Annotated in this window: 15 protein-coding genes; 10 read left to right on the top strand and 5 right to left on the bottom strand. The window is 71.4% G+C overall.

The genetic code is table 11. The features are described 5' to 3' along the window. Nucleotides 1–6: 6 nt before the first annotated feature. The 6 genes from AAIB33_RS01245 to AAIB33_RS01220 all read left to right on the top strand — a co-directional run bounded on the left by AAIB33_RS01245 (nucleotide 7) and on the right by AAIB33_RS01220 (nucleotide 4945). A complete protein-coding gene (locus AAIB33_RS01245; RefSeq protein ID WP_345801756.1) occupies nucleotides 7–558 on the top strand; it encodes a hypothetical protein in 552 nt (183 codons plus the stop codon). A 67-nt stretch (nucleotides 559–625) separates the two neighbouring features. Beyond that, nucleotides 626–1003 (top strand): YciI family protein, encoded by a 378-nt coding sequence (locus tag AAIB33_RS01240; protein ID WP_345801755.1) that lies wholly within the window; start codon nucleotides 626–628, stop codon nucleotides 1001–1003. Then, the gene (locus AAIB33_RS01235; RefSeq protein WP_345801754.1) at nucleotides 985–2031 is read left to right on the top strand and encodes a DUF6596 domain-containing protein; all 1047 of its coding nucleotides are present in this window, start codon (nucleotides 985–987) and stop codon (nucleotides 2029–2031) included. The genes AAIB33_RS01240 and AAIB33_RS01235 overlap by 19 nt, the downstream gene beginning before the upstream one ends. A gap of 394 nt (nucleotides 2032–2425) precedes the next feature. Continuing rightward, nucleotides 2426–3280 carry an ABC transporter substrate-binding protein gene (locus tag AAIB33_RS01230; RefSeq protein ID WP_345801753.1) on the top strand — a complete coding sequence of 285 codons (855 nt, stop codon included), beginning with the start codon at nucleotides 2426–2428 and terminating at the stop codon, nucleotides 3278–3280. A 58-nt stretch (nucleotides 3281–3338) separates the two neighbouring features. Beyond that, nucleotides 3339–4214, top strand: coding sequence for an amino acid ABC transporter permease (locus AAIB33_RS01225; RefSeq protein ID WP_345801752.1), 876 nt, complete (start codon nucleotides 3339–3341; stop codon nucleotides 4212–4214). Then, the gene (locus tag AAIB33_RS01220) at nucleotides 4211–4945 is read left to right on the top strand and encodes an amino acid ABC transporter ATP-binding protein (protein WP_345801751.1); all 735 of its coding nucleotides are present in this window, start codon (nucleotides 4211–4213) and stop codon (nucleotides 4943–4945) included. The genes AAIB33_RS01225 and AAIB33_RS01220 overlap by 4 nt, the downstream gene beginning before the upstream one ends. A 126-nt stretch (nucleotides 4946–5071) precedes the next feature. Here the strand turns inward: AAIB33_RS01220 and AAIB33_RS01215 are convergent, their stop codons facing one another. From AAIB33_RS01215 to AAIB33_RS01205, 3 genes are all read right to left on the bottom strand, one after another. After that, complete coding sequence (locus AAIB33_RS01215) at nucleotides 5072–5296, bottom strand: DUF1232 domain-containing protein (RefSeq protein ID WP_345801750.1); 225 nt, start codon at nucleotides 5294–5296, stop codon at nucleotides 5072–5074. Between the two features lie 61 nt (nucleotides 5297–5357). Further along, nucleotides 5358–6233: an LLM class flavin-dependent oxidoreductase gene (locus AAIB33_RS01210; protein WP_345801749.1), complete on the bottom strand. Its 876-nt coding sequence runs from the start codon at nucleotides 6231–6233 to the stop codon at nucleotides 5358–5360. Between the two features lie 62 nt (nucleotides 6234–6295). Continuing rightward, on the bottom strand, nucleotides 6296–6841 hold the full coding sequence (locus tag AAIB33_RS01205; protein WP_345801748.1) for an LURP-one-related family protein: 546 nt from the start codon (nucleotides 6839–6841) through the stop codon (nucleotides 6296–6298). Between the two features lie 140 nt (nucleotides 6842–6981). On the opposite strand from AAIB33_RS01205, the gene AAIB33_RS01200 reads away from it, so the two are divergent. After that, nucleotides 6982–7377 carry an SHOCT domain-containing protein gene (locus tag AAIB33_RS01200; RefSeq protein ID WP_345801747.1) on the top strand — a complete coding sequence of 132 codons (396 nt, stop codon included), beginning with the start codon at nucleotides 6982–6984 and terminating at the stop codon, nucleotides 7375–7377. A gap of 13 nt (nucleotides 7378–7390) precedes the next feature. Here AAIB33_RS01200 and AAIB33_RS01195 read toward each other — a convergent pair whose 3' ends face one another. Further along, entirely contained in the window at nucleotides 7391–8275 is an 885-nt protein-coding gene (locus tag AAIB33_RS01195; RefSeq protein WP_345801746.1) for a bifunctional methylenetetrahydrofolate dehydrogenase/methenyltetrahydrofolate cyclohydrolase, read from the bottom strand. 120 nt (nucleotides 8276–8395) lie between these two features. Next, entirely contained in the window at nucleotides 8396–9670 is a 1275-nt protein-coding gene (gene glyA / locus AAIB33_RS01190) for a serine hydroxymethyltransferase (protein WP_345801745.1), read from the bottom strand. Nucleotides 9671–9896: 226 nt separating this feature from the next. Between glyA and AAIB33_RS01185 the strand changes: the two genes are divergently transcribed. The 3 genes from AAIB33_RS01185 (at nucleotide 9897) to AAIB33_RS01175 (ending at nucleotide 15327) form a co-directional block, all read left to right on the top strand. Next, on the top strand, nucleotides 9897–11405 hold the full coding sequence (locus tag AAIB33_RS01185) for a family 20 glycosylhydrolase (RefSeq protein WP_345801744.1): 1509 nt from the start codon (nucleotides 9897–9899) through the stop codon (nucleotides 11403–11405). Next, the gene (gene nagA, locus AAIB33_RS01180) at nucleotides 11402–12553 is read left to right on the top strand and encodes an N-acetylglucosamine-6-phosphate deacetylase (protein WP_345801743.1); all 1152 of its coding nucleotides are present in this window, start codon (nucleotides 11402–11404) and stop codon (nucleotides 12551–12553) included. The genes AAIB33_RS01185 and nagA overlap by 4 nt, the downstream gene beginning before the upstream one ends. 443 nt (nucleotides 12554–12996) lie before the next feature. Continuing rightward, nucleotides 12997–15327, top strand: a complete 2331-nt coding sequence (locus tag AAIB33_RS01175) for a sigma-70 family RNA polymerase sigma factor (protein ID WP_345801742.1) — start codon at nucleotides 12997–12999, stop codon at nucleotides 15325–15327. The last annotated feature ends 1 nt before the right edge of the window (nucleotide 15328 follow it).

Raw genomic sequence — 15328 nt, 5'->3', positions numbered from 1 at the left:
GGACGCATGAAGACCTGGGTCGTCCGATTCGCGACGCTGTACGTGTTCAACCTCGTCGTCCTCCTCGTGATCGATCTGCTCGTCGCGGGCGTCTCGGTGGGCTGGGGTGTGCTGTGGGCGAGCGTGATCCTCACCGCGGCCACCATCTGGCTCAAGCCCGCCATGCGCCGGTGGTTCGCGAACATGGCGGCGAAGTCGGCATCGGAGCGGACGAAGGCCGGAGAGACGTTCGTCAAGATCGGTCTCGTCTTCCTCGTCGAGCTCATCGTGTGGATCCTCGTCGTGATGCTGTCGGGCGTCCACGTGTACAACTGGTTCCTCGGCTACCTGCTGCCCCCGCTCTTCCTGCTACTCGCCTGGTGGATCTACTCCGCGATCGACGACCGGCTCGAGGCCCGCGCGGGTGCGCTGTACGACAGAGCTACCGGGGCGAAGACCGGGTCGGTGGATGCCGCTCCCTCGACGCCGTCGTCGGGCACGCGGGTCGCGCGGGAGGAGCTGCAGGACGGCCTCACCGCCGAGCAGCGGCGCATGCTCGACGAACTCGGCAACGGCTGACTGTCGATCCGGGCGGCGTTCGATCGTCATCACGGTGTCGCAACCGAACCTCGAAAGGGATGACACCATGCGCTACACGCTTCTCCTCCACTACCCCGAGATGACCTCCGACGATCTCGGCCCCGACGCCATCGCGGACGCCATGCGCGAGTTCGACGTCTACGCGAAGGCGCTGCAGGCGGCCGGCGTGCTCGCCACGGCCGAGGTGCTTCAGCCGTCTCAGGTCACGACGACGCTCACGGCACCGGACGGCACGCTGCGGGTGCAGGACGGACCGTTCGCCGACACGAAGGAGCAGCTGGGCGGCACGTTCGTCATCGACGTGCCCGACCTCGACGAGGCCATCGCGTGGGCCGGAAAGGCGCCCTCGCTCGCGTGGGGCGCCGTCGAGATCCGCCCGACGGCTGTCCGGTTCGTCGACGGCGAATGGACCGCGACGGCGTGACGAGCCCGCGGGCGGTCGCCGAGCGCGCCGCCCGCGACTCGTACGGCCGCCTGCTCGCCCTCGTCGCGGCATCGACGCACGACATCCCGCTCGCTGAGGACGCCCTGTCCGACGCGTTCGAGCGTGCACTGACGACGTGGCCGGGCAGCGGCATCCCGAGCAATCCCGACGCCTGGCTTCTCACCGTGGCCCGCAATCGACTCCGAGACGAGCTGCGCTCGGCGGCGCACCGCACCCGCGTGCCGCTCGACGACGCTCTCGCGAACCGTCTCTCCGACGAAACGGATGCCGCGGCCGCCGTCCTGCGACGCGACGACATGCCTGACAAGCGCCTCGAGCTGCTGTTCGCCTGCGCGCACCCGGCGATCGATCCCGGCATCCGTCCGCCCCTCATGCTGCAGACCGTGCTCGGCTTCGACGCGGCGCAGGTCGCAGGCGTGTTCGGCGTCGAGCCGGCCGCGATGGCGCAGCGGCTCGTGCGGGCGAAGCGGCGCATCCGGGACGCGGGGATCCCGTTCGCGGTGCCGTCGCGCGCCGACCTGCCCGAGCGCCTGCCCGCCGTGCTCGAGGCGATCTACGGCGCCTACGCGATCGATTGGCTCGACCAGGGCGACACCGTGCGCGAGTCGATCGCCGACGAAGCGCGCTGGCTCGCCGTGCTCGTCGCGAGCCTGCTGCCCGGCGAGCCCGAGGCGTGGGGCCTCGCCGCGCTCCTGACCTTCGCCCAGTCCCGCGCCGCGGTGCGCGCGGCGGCGCCGTGGCCTCCGCTCGACGAGCAGGATCCGCGGGAATGGGATGCCGAGCTCATCGCCGAGGGCCGCGCTCTGCTCGCTCGCGCCTCGGCTCTCGGCCGTCCGCTCGGGCGGTTCCAGCTCGAAGCGGCGATTCAGGCGGTGCACTGCGATCGTGCCCGCACGGGGATGCTCGACGTCGACGCGCTCGTGACGCTGTATCGCGGCCTCGTGGCGATCGCCCCGACCGCCGGCGCCCGCGCCGCTCTTGCCGCCGCCGAGGCCCGCCTCCCCTGACCCGCGGGCTGCGGCCGGAGGATCCCTGCGACCAGAGCGCGTGCTCTCACCGAGAGCCCGTGTTTCGCCCTGGTCGCAGCGGGGGCGCTCGGCGAGAGCACGGGCTATGGACGCCAGCCACGTGGCACCGCCCCCCACTCCCGCCCCGGTCCCCGACTCACCCCCGGTCCCCGAGCTTGTCGAGGGGTCGAGCCCCACCCCGCGAGGAACCCGAGTCCCGCCGCACTCCCTCCCCGCCCCCGCGCCCGCCCCACCCCACCCCGCGAGGAACCGAGTCCCGCGGCATCCGGAACCCCGTAACAAACCGACGCGCGATGCCCGCTCGACGGCCGCATCCGGCGAGGATGGGACGACGCCGACAGCACGGCGCCGCACCCGACCCCTGGAGGCCCTCATGTCGCGCTCCGTCCTGCGCACCGCCCTCGTCGCATCGAGCGTCGCCGCCGCACTCCTCCTCGCCGGCTGCGCCTCCGGTGCCGGCTCGACCGGCGAGACGGCCGGCGCCGCCGACAGCGGCTGGGTGACGCCCGGCAAGATCACGATCGCGACGGGTGAGCCCGCGTACTACCCGTGGGTCATCGACGACAAGCCGGAGAGCGGCGAGGGCTTCGAGTCCGCGGTCGCCTACGCCGTCGCCGATCAGCTCGGCTTCAGCAAGGACGACGTCGTCTGGGTGCGGACGGGCTTCGACGAGGCCATCGCGCCCGGCCCCAAGAACTTCGACATCAACCTGCAGCAGTACTCGATCACGGACGAGCGCAAGCAGTCCGTCGACTTCAGCTCGCCGTACTACGAGACGACGCAGGTCGTCGTGACGACGAAGGACTCGCCCGCGGCCGACGCCTCGTCGATCGCGGACCTCAAGGGCCTGTTGGTCGGTGCGCAGACGGGCACGACGAGCTTCGCCACGATCGAGTCCGTCATCGAGCCGACGCAGGGCGCGCAAGCGTTCAACACGAACGACGACGCGAAGCTCGCGCTCGAGAACGGCCAGATCGACGCGCTCGTCGTCGACCTGCCGACGGCGTTCTACATCGCGGGCGCGGAGCTCACCGACGGCGTCATCGTCGGACAGCTGCCGAACCCCGAGGGCACGAGCGGCGACGAGCTCGGGCTCGTGCTCGCGAAGGACTCCCCCCTCACGGCGAAGGTCACCGCCGCCGTCGACGCCCTCCGCGACAACGGCACGCTCGACGAGCTCGCGACGACCTGGCTGGGCGGCGACGACACGGCCCCGCTCCTGAAGTGACGTGGGGGCTCTTCTCCTCGCGAATCAGTCGAGGGATGCCCTCGACTAGCCTGGCCCGATGACACTCGCCCCGCCTTCCGACGCTGTCGCGCGCCCGGTCAGCGCGATCGAGCTCGAGCGGCGCGCGTTCCGCAAGCGGCAGGGCGCGCGGTCTGTCGTCATCAGCGTCGTCTCGACGCTCGTGCTCGCCGTCATCGTGTGGCTCACGGTCATCAACACCCGCGGGTGGGCGGCCGTGAAGGAGATGTTCTTCGACGGGGACGTCGCCGTCGCGGCGTTCCCGCGCATCTGGCAGGGGTTCCTGCTCAACCTCCAGGTGCTGGCCATCTCTGCGGTGCTCGTCCTCATCTTCGGGCTCCTCATCGCGACGCTGCGGACGCTCCGAGGACCGGTGTGGCTGCCGCTCCGCGCCCTCGCCGCCGGCTACACGGACCTGTTCCGCGGGCTGCCGCTCATCATCGTGCTGTACATCGTCGGATTCGGCATCCCGGGACTCGGTCTCATTCCCGTGCGGCTGCCGCTCGCCTTCTGGGGCGTCGTCGCGCTGACGCTCACCTACTCGGCGTACGTCGCCGAGGTGCTGCGCGCCGGCATCGAGGCGGTGCACCCGTCGCAGCGACAGGCGGCGCGGTCGCTCGGGCTTAGCCACGCCAAGACGATGCGCCTCATCGTCGTGCCGCAGGCGTTCCGCAAGGTGACGCCGGCGCTCATGAACGACTTCGTGTCGCTGCAGAAGGACGTCGGTCTCATCTCGATCCTCGGAGCGGTGGATGCCGTCCGCGCGGCGCAGATCGAGACGGCGAAGTTCTTCGACTTCACTCCGTACGTCGTCGCGGGCCTGCTGTTCGTGCTGCTCGCGATACCCACGATCCGCCTGACCGACTGGTACACGGCGCGCGTCCGCGCACGCGAGCAGATCGGCGGCATCGTATGAGCCCCGTGCTGCGTCTCGAGGACGTCTGGAAGTCGTTCGACGGCCACCCCGTGCTGCGCGGCATCGACGTCGAGGTCGATGAGGGCGAGGTCGTCGCGCTCATCGGGGCGAGCGGCTCGGGCAAGTCGACGCTCCTGCGCACGGTCAACCTCCTCGAGCCGATCGACGACGGCCGCATCCTCCTGCACGATGAGGACATCAGCGATCCGCGCGTCGACTCCGACGTCGTGCGCGCCCGCATCGGCGTCGTCTTCCAGCAGTACAACCTCTTCCCGCACCTCACGGTGCTCGGCAACATCACGCTCGCGCTGCGGCACGTGCACCGGCTCTCCAAGAGGGATGCGGATGCCGCGGCCCTCGCTCTCCTCGAGCGCGTGGGTCTCGCCGACAAGGCCAAGGCCCACCCCGACCGGCTCTCGGGGGGTCAGCAGCAGCGTGTCGCGATCGCGCGGGCCATCGCGACTTCGCCCGACCTGCTCCTCCTCGACGAGATCACGTCGGCCCTCGACCCCGAGCTCGTCGGCGAGGTGCTCGACCTCGTGCGCTCGCTCGCGGACGACGGCATGACCATCGTCATGGCGACGCACGAGATGGCCTTCGCCCGCGATGTCGCCGACCGGGTCGTCTTCCTCGACGCCGGCCGCATCCTCGAGCAGGGTCCTCCCGCCGACGTGTTCGGCGCCCCGCGCGAGGAGCGCACTCGGGCGTTCCTCGCCCGCTTCACGGCCTGACGGCGACGCGCACGAACCCCGCCCGGCGCCCCGAGCCATCCCATGGCCCGAGCGGGTTCACCGCCTGGGCGGAATCACCGCCAGAGCGGAATCACCGCCAGAGCGGGTCCAGCGCCCGAGCGCGCTTTACGTCTGCAGTGCCGCCTGCCAACGCCGATGCTCGCGCGCGACGAGAAGCGCGAGGATGCCCCACACGCCGATGTCGTCGCCGAAGCCGAGGGGTCCGAGGACCAGTTCGGGGATCAGGTCGACGGGCGCGAGCGTGTAGGCGATGGCGGCAGCGGCAGCGATCCACGTCGTCGGTGCGACGTGGTGCTCACCCCGCCTGACGGCCTTGATGAACCTCCACATGTCTCCAGTGTGCGCCGGGGGTGGGACACGGGGGCCGGTGATACCGATTCGTGACCCTTCGTCAGCGCAGCCGCGCCAGCGCCCGCTCGTGAACGGACGGATCGGATCCGAGCCCCGCCGACGAGGCCGGCGCGTACACCACGAGCTCGTCGAAGCCGAGCTCTTCCGCGCGGGAGGCGGCATCCATGAATCCGCTCACGCTGCTCGTCGGGCGGACCCTGCCGAATCCGAGCAGCACGGAGCGCCGCACCGCCGCCGGATCCCGGCCCGCCTTCGTGCATTGCTCGTCGAACCCCGCGGCCTGCGCGGCGAGCAGCGTCCAGTACTCGTCCTCGTCGAGCTGCGTCGAGCCGGGACCGCCGTAGGTGTTCCACGTGTCCGCGTACTGCGCCGCGAGCGAGAGGGCCCGCGGCCCGTGCGCCGCGAGGAGCAGCTCCGGCGGTGCGACGCCTTCCGGCGCGGCCGTCGACTGCAGCCCCGAGTACGACAGCGTCGCGCCCTGCCACTCGGTCGCGCCGCCGATCGCGGCCAGATACCCGTGCACGACGTCGGTGAACCGATCCGCCATCGCCCGCATCGAGCTGTGCGCCCCGCGGTCAGCGACCTCGCAGTCCGGCGCGCCGAGGCCCAGGCCGAGCACGAGACGACCGGCCGAGATGTCCTGCACCGTCATCGCGACGCGGGCGAGCGCGACGGGCCGGCGGAAGACCGCGGAAGCGACGAGCGTTCCCAGGCGGATGCGCCGAGTGGATGCCGCGGCCGCCGTCAGCGTCGTGAACGCCTCCCCCAGCCACAGGTCCACGGCCGTTCGGTGGGTGAGGTGGTCGTACGTGTAGGCGACGTCGTATCCGATGTCCTCGGCCCACCGGTACCACTCCGCCTGATCCCTCCACGGACCCATGGGCGGGATGACGACACTGATCCTCGAGAGAGCCATGACCGAAGGATGCCACGGCCGGCGTTCGCGCAGCGACGCGCCGCCGGCTCACCGCCGACCGGTCAGTGCGACATCTGGTCGAGGGCCACGGTCGCGGCGAGGATCAGCGCGATGTCCTGACCGGGGGCGATCTCGACGCCGTACGTGTCGCGAAGGCGCAGCCAGCGCTTGGAGACCTCGGCGACCTTCGCACCGCCTCGCTCGAACCGGTACTCGTGGTCGACGATGTTGCCCTGGATGTCGATCTCGCCGATGTCGTCGGCGCTCAGCGTGAAGCGCTCGCGGAGCGGGTTGATGAGGGCCTTCTTGATCGTGGCGTCGGGGTGCCCCGGACGCTCGATCGACATTGTGTCGCGGATCGCGACCTTGCGCTCCTGCACCTTGGCCACCTCGTTGCCCGCGAGATCGCGGATGATCAGCGTGTCGCGGATGCGGGCGACCTTGCCGTCGACCTTGAAGGCGCGTCGACCGCGGTTGGTCTCGATCCAGTAGTCGTCCCCGATCGACACGAGCTTCTCGCGCATCTGGAAGATCTCGTTGTCGTCGCCGCCTCCACGGCGCTCCTCGCGCCGCTCCTGACGGTCTTCTCTGCGACCCAGTAGTGCCATGGCACGCCCCTCCGGATTCCGGCCTTGTGATGGCGCCGCGGCGGCGCCCCGGCCATCATTGCATCGCAGGTCCCGGGAAGTTGACAGGACGCTGCTAGCCTCCGAGAATCACCCGGCTCTCGCTACCGATTGGAATCGACATGTTCAACGACAATGGGTCGTTCCTGCTCGCCCTGTTCGAGTTCTTCCTCTTCTTCGCCTGGTTCATGTGCCTGTTCTGGGTCTTCGGCGACATCTTCCGCAGCAGCGACCTGGGCGGCGGGGCGAAGACCCTCTGGGTGATCTTCGTGATCCTCGTGCCGTGGCTCGGCATCCTCGTCTACCTCATCGCACGCGGCGGCGGGATGCAGCAGCGCCAGCTCGAGCAGGCGAGGGCGATGCAGGCGGCACAGGCCGAATACATCCAATCCGTCGCGAGGCCCACCGGTTCAGCCTCGTCGGCCACCGAGCAGATCGCGTCGGCCAAGTCGCTGCTCGACTCGGGTGCGATCACGCAGGCCGAGTTCGAGTCGCTCAAGGCGAAGGCGCTCGCGTAGCGCCCCCGGGCGGTCAGAGCCCGGCGGCGCGCTCCGCAGCCTCGACGACGTTCGTCATGAGGAGCGCGACCGTCATCGGCCCCACCCCGCCGGGGTTGGGTGAGAGCCAACCGGCCACCTCGGCCACGTCGGGCGCGACATCCCCGTAGACGACGTTCTTGCCCGTCTCGGGGTCGGTCTCGCGTGTCACGCCGACGTCGAGCACGGCGGCGCCGGGCTTCACGTCGGCGGCCGAGACGATGTGCTTGACACCCGCGGCGGCGACGATGACGTCCGCCTCGCGGAGGTGCGAGCCGAGGTCGACCGTGCCGGTGTGGGTCAGCGTGACCGTCGCGTTGTACTCGCGGCGCGTCAGCAGCAAGCCGATCGACCGGCCGATCGTGACCCCGCGACCGACGACGACGACGTGCTTGCCCGCGAGCTCGTACCCGTTGCGGACGAGCAGCTCGATGACGCCGCGCGGCGTGCAGGGCAGCGGCGTCGAGATGGGCGAGTTGACGTTCAGCACGAGCCGGCCGAGGTTGGTCGGGTGCAGGCCGTCGGCGTCCTTCGCGGGATCGATGCGCTCGAGGATCGCGTCGGTGTCGAGGTGCTTGGGCAGCGGGAGCTGCACGATGTAGCCGTGGCAGTCCGGATCGGCGTTCAGCTCGTCGATCAGCGCCTCGACGTCCGCCTGCGTCGCATCGGCCGGCAGCTCGCGCTGGATCGAGTTCATCCCGATCGCCTCGGACTCCCGGTGCTTCATCCCGACGTACAGCTGCGACGCGGGATCGGCGCCGACGAGCACCGTCGCGATGCCGGGCGTGATGTCCCGCTGCTTCAACGCCGCGACGCGCTCGCGCAGCTCGGCCTTGATCTCGGCCGCCGCCGCGCGCCCGTCGAGCTTCTGTGCCGTCACGTCTGTCTCCTCAGTCTTCGGCCGGACCGGCCTTCTTGCCGAACCATGGCATGCGCGGCGAAACGGGGGCTAAACCCTCGGTCGGTGCGGATGCCATGGTCGGCGCGAACCAACGGGGCGCTACTGCTGCAGACCCGGGTAGAGCGGGAACGCCGCCGTCAGGGCGGCGACGCGCGCGCGGAGCGCCTCGACGTCGGCGCCGGGCTGCAGCGCGAGGGCGATGACGTCAGCGACCTCGGTGAACTCGGCGTCGCCGAATCCGCGCGTCGCGAGCGCCGGCGTGCCGATGCGCAGGCCCGACGTCACCATCGGCGGGCGCGGGTCGTTCGGCACCGCGTTGCGGTTGACCGTGATGTGGATCTCGTGCAGGAGGTCCTCGGCCTGCTTGCCGTCGATCTCGGCGTTGCGCAGGTCGACGAGCACGAGGTGCACGTCGGTGCCGCCCGAGCGGACCGAGATGCCGGCGCCCGCGACGTCGGCCTGGGACAGGCGCTCGGCGATGATGTGCGCGCCGCGCAGCACGCGCTCCTGGCGCTCCTTGAACTCGGGCGTCGCGGCGAGCTTGAACGCCGTCGCCTTCGCCGCGATGACGTGCATGAGCGGACCGCCCTGCTGGCCGGGGAAGACGGCGGTGTTGATCTTCTTCGCGAGGTCCTCGTCGTTCGTGAGGATGAAGCCCGAGCGGGGGCCGCCGATCGTCTTGTGGACCGTCGACGAGACGACGTGCGCGTGCGGCACGGGCGAGGGGTGCACCCCGGCGGCGACGAGACCGGCGAAGTGCGCCATGTCGACCCACAGGTACGCGCCGACCTCGTCGGCGATCGCGCGGAAGCGCTCGAAGTCGAGCTGTCGCGGGTACGCCGACCAGCCCGCGATGATGACCTTCGGCTTGTGCTCGACGGCGAGGCGGTGCACCTCGTCCATGTCGATGACCGAGGTCTCCGGGTCGACGCCGTAGGCGACGATGTTGTAGAGCCGGCCCGAGAAGTTGATCTTCATGCCGTGCGTCAGGTGGCCGCCCTGGTCGAGCGACAGACCGAGCAGCGTGTCGCCGGGGCGTGCGATCGCGTGCAGCACGGCCGCGTTCGCGGTGGCACCCGAGTGCGGCTGGACGTTCGCGAACTTGGAGCCGAACAGCGCCTTGGCGCGCTCGATGGCGAGCTCCTCGGCGACGTCGACCTCTTCGCAGCCGCCGTAGTAGCGACGACCGGGGTAGCCCTCGGCGTACTTGTTCGTGAGCACCGAGCCCTGCGACTGCAGCACCGAGACGGGCACGAAGTTCTCGGAGGCGATCATCTCGAGGAATCCGCGCTGCCGCTCCAGCTCGCGCTCGAGCACCTGCGCGATCTCGGGGTCGACCTCGGCGAGAGGGGCGTTGAAGAACTGATCGGTCATGGCGATCTCCTTGACGAACGGCTTTCGGGATGCGGCACACCGGTGCCGGGATTCACATTGGCCCAGGCGTGCGGTCGAATGCCGTTGTCGGTCGCTCCCCGGTGGTGGACCACCTCAACGCCAGTCGCGACATCCCGAGCATATCGGATGGCGAGCCGGGCACCTCAGCGCGATTCCGATAGGCTGAATGACGAGCTATTTGTTAGGCGTCCTTACAGGAGACCCCGTGTCGCTGCCCGCTGTCGTGCCCGCCCCCTCCTCGATCGAGTCGGGCTCGTCCGGTCCGTTCGCGGTGAGCGCCGGCATTCGGATCACGGGAGACGTGGATGCCGCGACCGCCCTCGCTGCGCTCCTCGAGGCGCGCACGGGGGTCACGCTGCAGGTCGCGGACGAGGGCGAGGTCGCCCTGCGGATCGAGGCGGGCGAACCGGAGTCGTACCGGCTCACGGTGGATGACGCCGGTGTCGCCGTCGTCGGAGCCGACGCCGCCGGGCTCTTCTACGGCATCCAGACGCTCGGCCAGCTCGTGAGGCGAGCGGGCGGCGAGTGGACCGTGCCGGCGGTGACGATCACCGACCGGCCGCGCTTCGCCTATCGCGGCGTCATGCTCGACGTCGCGCGGCACTTCCAGCCCGTCGAGACGGTCAAGGCCTACATCGACCGGGCTGCCGGACTCAAGATCAACGCGCTGCATCTTCACCTGAGCGACGACCAGGGCTGGCGCATCCAGCTCGCCTCCCGCCCCGAGCTCACCGAGCTCGCGTCGGGGTCGTCGATCGGCGGCGACCCCGGCGGGTACTACACGACCGACGACTACCGCGAGATCGTCGCGTATGCGGCATCCCGTCACCTCATCGTCGTGCCCGAGATCGACATGCCGGGGCACACGCACGCCGTGGGGGTCGCCTATCCGGAGCTCGCCGAGCCTCCCGTCATGTCGGACGAGATCGAGCGGGTCATCGCCGAGTTCGGCGGTGGCGTCCCCACCCCGGGCGAGCTGTACCAGGGCCTCGCGGTGGGGTTCTCCTCGCTCAAGATCGACGACGAGCGCACGTACGAGTTCGTCGCCGACGTCTTCGGCGAGCTGGCGCGGCTCACCCCCGGCCCGTACCTGCACGTGGGCGGCGACGAGTCGCTCGGAACAGACCCCGACGACTTCGCCGTCTTCATGGAACGGGTCACGGGCATCGTCGCCGACCTCGGCAAGACGCCGATCGCGTGGCATGAGGCCGGCTCGGCGCCCGGGCTCGACCCCGGCACGATCGGCCAGTACTGGGGCTATACGACCCCGCTCGACGGCATGGACGACCAGGCCCGCGCGTTCGTCGCGAACGGGTCGCGGCTGATCCTCTCGCCCGCCGATGCCGTCTACCTCGACATGAAGTACGACGAGAGCACGGCGCTCGGCCTCGCCTGGGCGAACGGCCCGACGAGCGTCGAGGCCGCGTACTCGTGGGAGCCGTCCGACATCATCGCCGGGATCGACGAATCCGACATCCTGGGCGTCGAGGCTCCGCTCTGGACCGAGACGGTCCGCGATCTCTCCGACATCGACGCACTGGCGTTTCCCCGCCTCGCCGCCGCCGCGGAAGCCGCGTGGTCGCCGGCGACGGGAACGAGCGAGCTGCGCACGTGGACGTCCTTCCGCGAGCGGGTCGGCGCGCTCGCCCCACTGTGGACGAGCCTCGGCATCGGCTTCCACGCCTCGACCGAGATCCCCTGGGTCGTCGAATGAGGACACTCCTCCACTCCGTGCGGCTCGTCGACGACGAGCGCATCGTCGAGGACGCCTGGGTGCTGTTCGACGGCGGACGCGTCGCCGCCCGGGGCACGGGCGACGAGATACCGGATGCCGCCACCGCGGTCGACGGGCGCGCCGTCGCGGGTCACGGCGCGATCCTCACGCCCGGCTTCATCGACCTGCACGGGCACGGCGGCGGGGGCTTCTCGTACGACGACGGACCTGACGCCATCCGCTCGGCACGAGCCCTCCACCGCGCCCACGGCACGACGCGCGCGGTGGTGTCGCTCGTGACCGCCCCGCTCGAGACCCTCGAGCGCCGCGCGGCGATGGTCGCCGACCTCGTCGAGACGGATGCCGACATCCTCGGCTCGCACCTCGAGGGGCCGTTCCTCGACCCGGGTCACAAGGGCGCGCACGACCCGTCGCTCCTCCGCGCGCCCGAGCCCGCCGCCGTCGAGCGGCTGCTCGCGGCCGGCCGCGGGACGGTGCGCCAGGTCACGATCGCCCCCGAGTTGGCCGGCGGGCTCCACGCGATCCGCGCGGTCGTCGCCGCGGGCGCGGCCGCCGCCGTCGGGCACACCGACGCCGATGCAGACACGGCGCGGGCCGCTTTCGACGCCGGCGCGACGATCCTCACGCACGCCTTCAACGCCATGCCGGGGCTGCATCATCGCGCCCCCGGACCGATCGGAGCCGCCGCATCCGACCCTCGCGTCACGATCGAGGTGATCGCGGACGGCGTCCATCTCGCGCCCGAGATCGTGCGCATCGCGTTCGCCGCGGCTCCGGGACGCGTCGCCCTCGTGACCGACGCGATGGCGGCGGCGGGCGCCGCCGACGGGCGCTACGAGCTGGGTCCCCTCGCGGTCGACGTCGTCGACGGCGTGGCGCGGCTCTCGGGAGGCGGCGCGATCGCGGGGTCGACACTGACGCAGGATGCCGCCCTCCGCCTCGCCGTCGCGTCGGGCGTCGCCCTCACCGACGCCGTCGTAGCGCTCACCCGCGTGCCGGCACGCGCGATCGGCCGGCACGATCTCGGCGGCCTCGCCGGCGGCATGGCCGCCGACGCCGTGCTGCTGACCGGCGACCTCGTCGTCGCCGGCGTGTGGGCGGGCGGGGACGCGGTCGCACCGGCCTGAGGGCCGCGCTCGCCCTCACGGGCCCCGCGCCAGGGACACAGGCGGACCCGTCCCCGGCTCCGGAGGCGCCGTAGGGGGGGCTCACGGCGCCCACCGGAGACGGGTGCGGCCGTTGCATCCCCAAGGTGCAACGGCCGCTGTTCCCGGAAGAGCTCGGGATAGGAGAAGCCCTCCCCCGAGCGCTCTTCGTGTCCCGCGGCGACCAGAGGCGTTCCGTTCCTCGAGTCGTCGTGCCCGCGGGTATCTCGGAAGAGGAGCGGGCAATATCTCCTGATGATGAGATGCGGGAGCCGATGGTCTATGACGCGGTTTCTGGAAAAAAGTTCTGCGAATTCCGTGCGCGTAGCGCGAGGGCCCGGAAAGGACGGACAATAGAGGGGACGCGGGGGGATCGTCGGCAGCGACGCGGGCAGATCCGGACCCCGGAAAGACCCGGAGAACTCGTGACCACCATCGACAGCCACGGCGACGCCGCCGTCGGTCTCGGAGACACCGCCGACTCCGATCTCGTGCTGCGCACGCGCTCGGGAGACAGCCGCGCCTTCGGCGAACTGTGGTTCCGCCACTACCGGTCGGGCATGTCCGTCGCTCGCTCGGTCACCTCGGCACACGACGCCGACGACCTCGTGCAGGAGGCGTACGCCCGCATCTACCAGTCCATCCTGCGCGGTGGCGGGCCCACCGGCTCCTTCCGGGCATATCTCTTCACGAGCATCCGCAACACCGCCGCCGCCTGGAGCCGCGGGGGTCGCGAGACCGCCATCGACGGGCTCGAGGTCGAGGACCCGAGCACGAGCGAGGCGGCCACCGAGGCGGCGCTCGACCGCAGCCTCACGCACCGCGCATTCCGCAGCCTCCCGACGCGCTGGCAGGAGGTGCTCTGGTACACCGAGATCGAGCAGATGAAGCCCTCCGAGGTGGCACCGCTGCTCGGGATGACCGCCACCGCCGTCGCCCAGCTGGCCTTCCGCGCCCGGGAAGGGCTGCGCGAAGCCTGGATCCAGGCCCACCTGCAGTCGGTCGCCGACGGCTCGGAGTGCCAGTGGACGATCGAGCACCTCGGCGCGCACTCGCGCGAGAACCTCTCGCGGCGCGACCAGCGCAAGGTCGACGCTCACCTCGCGGACTGCACCCGCTGCACGATCGTGGCCGCGGAGGCGAAGGAGGTCTCGAGCCGCCTCGCGCTCGTGCTGCTCCCCCTCACCCTCGGCATCACCGGCTCGGCCGCGTACCTCGCGACGCTCCAGGGCGGCAGCGCCCCCGCCGTCGCCCTCGCGGCCGGACAGAACCCCGTCGTGCCGACGACCCTCACTTCGGGCACCGGAGCTTCGGCCGGCGGCGCCTCCGCGGGCGCCGGCGCCTCGGCCAGCGGCGCCGCGACAGCGGGCGCGGGTGCCACCGCCGCGGGCGGAACCGCGGCGGTCGGCGGATCGGCGGCGGTCGGCGGATCGGCGGCAGTGGGCACCTCCGCAGCCGTCGCGGGCGGTCTCGCCGGCACCGCGAGCCTCGGCGCCGTGAGCGTCGGGACAGCCGCCGCGGTCGCCGGCGCGGGCGGCATCTTCGGAAGCATCGGCGCACTCATCGGCGTGACGACCGCCGCGGCCGTGCTGGTCGGATCCGCCGTCACCGCCTCGATCGCGGGTCCCGAGCTTCTGGCCTCAGCCTTCCCGGCGATCACGACGGCGGCGGCCGCACTCACCGACGACAGCACGGCACTCGCCGACGACACGGCGGCACCCGCCCTCGACGACACGTCCTCCGCCCCCGACGGAAGCGCGGGCCACGCTCACGCCGGCTCCGTGCCGGCGGCCGGCCAGGGCACGTCCGACGCCGCCTCGAGCGCGGCGACGGCGGCGCTGCCGGCGGGCACCCCGAGCCTGGTCGGGTCGAGCGTCTCCTTCGAGGGGACGCAGCCGGTCTTCTCCGTGACCGTCGGCGGGGAACCGGGCGCGACCGTCGAACTCCTCCTCAACGGGGCGATCGCCTCCGGTGGGGGGATGGATGCCGCCGGCACGGCGTCGTTCTCGTTCCGGCCGACCTTCGGCCAGGTCAACAGCGACGCGCGCGTGCAGCTGCGGTACCGCGTGGGCGATGCGACCGGCGCGCCCCTCGTCCTGCACCTGTCGGACCTCGCCGACCTCGCCCCCGTTCTCGCCACGATGTCCGCGCAGCCGGGCCAGGGCACGGGAGCCGTCGAGGGCAGCGGAACGACGAACGCCAACGGCAACGCGAACGGCGCGACCAACGGCAACGCGAACGGCGCGACCAACGGGAACTCCAACGGCGCGACCAACGGGCACACCGGGGGCGCAACCAACGGCAACGCCAACGGCGCGACCAATGGGAACGCCAACGGCGCGACCAACGGGAACGCGAACGGCGCGACCAACGGGAACGCGAACGGCGCGACCAACGGGCACACCGGCGGCGCGACCAACGGCAACGCCAACGGCGCCGCGAACGGGCAGAGCAGCAGCCCCGATGCGACGTCGGGAAGCTCTTCCAGCAGCGCGACCAAGGGCAGCGCCGACGCTCCGGGCAACGGCACGACCGCTGCGACAGGCAACGGCAAGGCCAACGGCAACTCCGGCAACGGGGCCGCCGACAGCACCGGCACCACCAACGGCAAGAGCGGGACGAACGGCAACGCGGGCGGAAACGGCAAGGGCAAAGGCAGCACCGTCGAGAGCCCGAGCTCGCTGGGGGTCTCGGGCACGCTTCCGGACTTCACGCCCGAGGTCGCCCCGACAAGCCCGGAGACGCCCGCGGCTTAGA

Origin of the sequence: Microbacterium sp. AZCO (assembly GCF_039614715.1) — a bacterium.
Lineage (GTDB): Bacteria > Actinomycetota > Actinomycetes > Actinomycetales > Microbacteriaceae > Microbacterium.
This window is presented reverse-complemented; position numbering and strand designations above follow the sequence as displayed.

What these genes read in the sequence shown, in the direction of transcription:
- nagA (WP_345801743.1), top strand. Translation starts at nt 11,402, where the DNA reads ATGAGGACACTCCTCCACTCCGTGCGGCTCGTCGACGACGAGCGCATC.
- AAIB33_RS01220 (WP_345801751.1), top strand. Translation starts at nt 4,211, where the DNA reads ATGAGCCCCGTGCTGCGTCTCGAGGACGTCTGGAAGTCGTTCGACGGC.
- AAIB33_RS01200 (WP_345801747.1), top strand. Translation starts at nt 6,982, where the DNA reads ATGTTCAACGACAATGGGTCGTTCCTGCTCGCCCTGTTCGAGTTCTTC.
- AAIB33_RS01215 (WP_345801750.1), bottom strand. Translation starts at nt 5,296, where the DNA reads ATGTGGAGGTTCATCAAGGCCGTCAGGCGGGGTGAGCACCACGTCGCA.
- AAIB33_RS01225 (WP_345801752.1), top strand. Translation starts at nt 3,339, where the DNA reads ATGACACTCGCCCCGCCTTCCGACGCTGTCGCGCGCCCGGTCAGCGCG.
- AAIB33_RS01235 (WP_345801754.1), top strand. Translation starts at nt 985, where the DNA reads ATGGACCGCGACGGCGTGACGAGCCCGCGGGCGGTCGCCGAGCGCGCC.
- AAIB33_RS01230 (WP_345801753.1), top strand. Translation starts at nt 2,426, where the DNA reads ATGTCGCGCTCCGTCCTGCGCACCGCCCTCGTCGCATCGAGCGTCGCC.
- glyA (WP_345801745.1), bottom strand. Translation starts at nt 9,670, where the DNA reads ATGACCGATCAGTTCTTCAACGCCCCTCTCGCCGAGGTCGACCCCGAG.
- AAIB33_RS01245 (WP_345801756.1), top strand. Translation starts at nt 7, where the DNA reads ATGAAGACCTGGGTCGTCCGATTCGCGACGCTGTACGTGTTCAACCTC.
- AAIB33_RS01210 (WP_345801749.1), bottom strand. Translation starts at nt 6,233, where the DNA reads ATGGCTCTCTCGAGGATCAGTGTCGTCATCCCGCCCATGGGTCCGTGG.
- AAIB33_RS01205 (WP_345801748.1), bottom strand. Translation starts at nt 6,841, where the DNA reads ATGGCACTACTGGGTCGCAGAGAAGACCGTCAGGAGCGGCGCGAGGAG.
- AAIB33_RS01240 (WP_345801755.1), top strand. Translation starts at nt 626, where the DNA reads ATGCGCTACACGCTTCTCCTCCACTACCCCGAGATGACCTCCGACGAT.